This window comes from Achromobacter sp. 1011811831, from assembly GCF_059760905.1.
Map to the genome: position 1 here is coordinate 1 of NZ_JCBANG010000172.1, position 3,699 is coordinate 3,699.

At 53.1% G+C, this 3,699-nt stretch carries 2 rRNA genes; both read left to right on the forward strand.

The window, feature by feature from the left end:
- Window positions 1–126 precede the first annotated feature (126 nt).
- Window positions 127–3,006: ribosomal RNA gene (locus AC6LJ9_RS30280) — 23S ribosomal RNA — on the forward strand.
- A gap of 195 nt (window positions 3,007–3,201) precedes the next feature.
- Window positions 3,202–3,314: ribosomal RNA gene (rrf, locus tag AC6LJ9_RS30285) — 5S ribosomal RNA — on the forward strand.
- Window positions 3,315–3,699: the final 385 nt, after the last annotated feature.

The window sequence follows — 3,699 nt, forward strand, 5'->3', positions numbered from 1 at the left end:
ACGGGTTGTGATTGCATTAATTTTGTTCCAAGTTCTCAAGACTGAAGTGAATAACTTCAGACTGCTTTGAAACTTATGAACGGCACAAACGCTAATACTCAGGTCCTATAGCCTACAGCGTTATAGGATCAAGCGACTAAGTGCATATGGTGGATGCCTTGGCGATCACAGGCGATGAAGGACGTAGTAGCCTGCGAAAAGCTGCGGGGAGCTGGCAAACAAGCTTTGATCCGCAGATATCCGAATGGGGAAACCCACTCCGCAAGGAGTATCCCTGACTGAATACATAGGTCAGTGGAAGCGAACCGGGTGAACTGAAACATCTCAGTAGCTCGAGGAAAAGAAATCAACCGAGATTCCGAAAGTAGTGGCGAGCGAAATCGGAAGAGCCTTTACGTTTTAGCATTCAGGATAATCGAACGGAATGGAAAGCCCGGCCGTAGCAGGTGATAGCCCTGTAGATGAAATCTTGAGTGTGGAACTAAGCGTAAGAAAAGTAGGGCGGGACACGTGAAATCCTGTTTGAAGATGGGGGGACCATCCTCCAAGGCTAAATACTCGTGATCGACCGATAGTGAACCAGTACCGTGAGGGAAAGGCGAAAAGAACCCCGGAAGGGGAGTGAAATAGATCCTGAAACCGTATGCATACAAACAGTAGGAGCCTCGTAAGGGGTGACTGCGTACCTTTTGTATAATGGGTCAGCGACTTACATTCAGTGGCAAGGTTAACCGAATAGGGAAGCCGTAGCGAAAGCGAGTCCGAATAGGGCGATTCAGTCGCTGGGTGTAGACCCGAAACCAGATGATCTATCCATGGCCAGGTTGAAGGCACGGTAACACGTGCTGGAGGACCGAACCCACTAATGTTGAAAAATTAGGGGATGAGCTGTGGATAGGGGTGAAAGGCTAAACAAATCTGGAAATAGCTGGTTCTCTCCGAAAACTATTTAGGTAGTGCCTCAAGTATTACTGCAGGGGGTAGAGCACTGTTATAGCTAGGGGGTCATGGCGACTTACCAAACTATGGCAAACTCCGAATACCTGCAAGTACAGCTTGGGAGACAGAGCACCGGGTGCTAACGTCCGGACTCAAGAGGGAAACAACCCAGACCGCCAGCTAAGGTCCCGAATTATCGCTAAGTGGGAAACGAAGTGGGAAGGCATAGACAGTCAGGAGGTTGGCTTAGAAGCAGCCATCCTTTAAAGAAAGCGTAATAGCTCACTGATCGAGTCGTCCTGCGCGGAAGATGTAACGGGGCTAAGCGATAAACCGAAGCTGCGGGTGTGCACTTTGTGCACGCGGTAGGAGAGCGTTCTGTAAGCCTGCGAAGGTGGCTTGTAAAGGCTGCTGGAGGTATCAGAAGTGCGAATGCTGACATGAGTAGCGATAAAGGGGGTGAAAAGCCCCCTCGCCGTAAGTCCAAGGTTTCCTGCGCAACGTTCATCGGCGCAGGGTGAGTCGGCCCCTAAGGCGAGGCAGAGATGCGTAGCTGATGGGAAGCTGGTTAATATTCCAGCACCGTCGTACAGTGCGATGGGGGGACGGATCGCGGAAGATCATCAGGGTGTTGGATGTCCCTGTTGCTGTATCGAAGATGGCGCTTAGGCAAATCCGGGCGCGTAAATCAAGGGTATGGCACGAGCGAGCATTGCTTGCGAAGTGATTGGAAGTGGTTCCAAGAAAAGCCTCTAAGCTTCAGCTGTACGAGACCGTACCGCAAACCGACACAGGTGGACGGGATGAATATTCCAAGGCGCTTGAGAGAACTCAGGAGAAGGAACTCGGCAAATTGATACCGTAACTTCGGGAGAAGGTATACCCCGGTAGTGTGAAGCGCCTGCGCGCTTAGCATGATGGGGTCGCAGAGAATCGGTGGCTGCGACTGTTTATTAAAAACACAGCACTCTGCAAAGACGAAAGTCGACGTATAGGGTGTGACGCCTGCCCGGTGCCGGAAGGTTAAGTGATGGGGTGCAAGCTCTTGATCGAAGCCCCGGTAAACGGCGGCCGTAACTATAACGGTCCTAAGGTAGCGAAATTCCTTGTCGGGTAAGTTCCGACCTGCACGAATGGCGTAACGATGGCCACACTGTCTCCTCCTGAGACTCAGCGAAGTTGAAGTGTTTGTGATGATGCAATCTACCCGCGGCTAGACGGAAAGACCCCATGAACCTTTACTGTAGCTTTGCATTGGACTGTGAACCGGCCTGTGTAGGATAGGTGGGAGGCTTTGAAGCGTGGTCGCTAGATCACGTGGAGCCATCCTTGAAATACCACCCTGGTTTGTTTGCGGTTCTAACCTTGGTCCGTTATCCGGATCGGGGACAGTGCATGGTGGGCAGTTTGACTGGGGCGGTCTCCTCCCAAAGTGTAACGGAGGAGTTCGAAGGTACGCTAGGTACGGTCGGAAATCGTGCTGATAGTGCAATGGCATAAGCGTGCTTGACTGTGAGACTGACAAGTCGAACAGGTGCGAAAGCAGGACATAGTGATCCGGTGGTTCTGAATGGAAGGGCCATCGCTCAACGGATAAAAGGTACTCTGGGGATAACAGGCTGATACCGCCCAAGAGTTCATATCGACGGCGGTGTTTGGCACCTCGATGTCGGCTCATCTCATCCTGGGGCTGTAGCCGGTCCCAAGGGTATGGCTGTTCGCCATTTAAAGAGGTACGTGAGCTGGGTTTAAAACGTCGTGAGACAGTTTGGTCCCTATCTGCCGTGGGCGTTGGATACTTGACGGAGCCTGCTCCTAGTACGAGAGGACCGGAGTGGACGTACCTCTGGTGTACCGGTTGTCATGCCAATGGCATTGCCGGGTAGCTAAGTACGGAAGAGATAACCGCTGAAGGCATCTAAGCGGGAAACTCGTCTGAAGATTAGGTATCCCGGGGACTTGATCCCCCTAAAGAGTCGTTCGAGACCAGGACGTTGATAGGTCGGGTGTGGAAGCGCAGTAATGCGTTAAGCTAACCGATACTAATTGCTCGTGAGGCTTGATCCTATAACACTGATGGTTATGACCTGGTGTATAGCGTATACAAGTGTCGTTCAATACAAAATCTGGCTGCCCCGTCAGCAGCCAGCCAACATCGATTACAACCCGAGTGCGCGATCATCGAGATAACTCTCTGATCCGCATGTTGTGTTTCTTCCAAGATTGGAGCGCACGCCCTTAGCGCGCGCTCAACCGGTTACGCCTGACGACCATAGCGAGTTGGTCCCACTCCTTCCCATCCCGAACAGGACAGTGAAACGACTTTGCGCCGATGATAGTGGACGGACGTCTGTGAAAGTAGGTCATCGTCAGGCTTTTATTGCTCAGAACCCCGCAGCTCACCGCTGCGGGGTTTTGTTTTTGGTGGCGAGGAAACGCGCTGCCACGCCTTGAGGGCGGACGGGCTGCGCGCTGGCCGCCGGCCAGCGCCAGGCACGGGCCTGCACCAGCCATGGCACGCACCAGATATGGCACGCAGCACCAGACATGAATACAAGAAAGGCCCCGCGGCGCAAGCCGCGGGGCCTTTGCTTCAGGTGCGGACGAGAGGGAATGTGGGCTGCCCGATCATCGAGGATGCAGGTGCCAAAGCGCCACGGGTTGCAGAGATTCTTCAGCGCCAGCTACCTCCGCAAGACTTCTGCCCTTGAGTGCGGCAAGGTCTGCTTCTAAATACGGCAGGCCCAGGCTAGGCTGCCA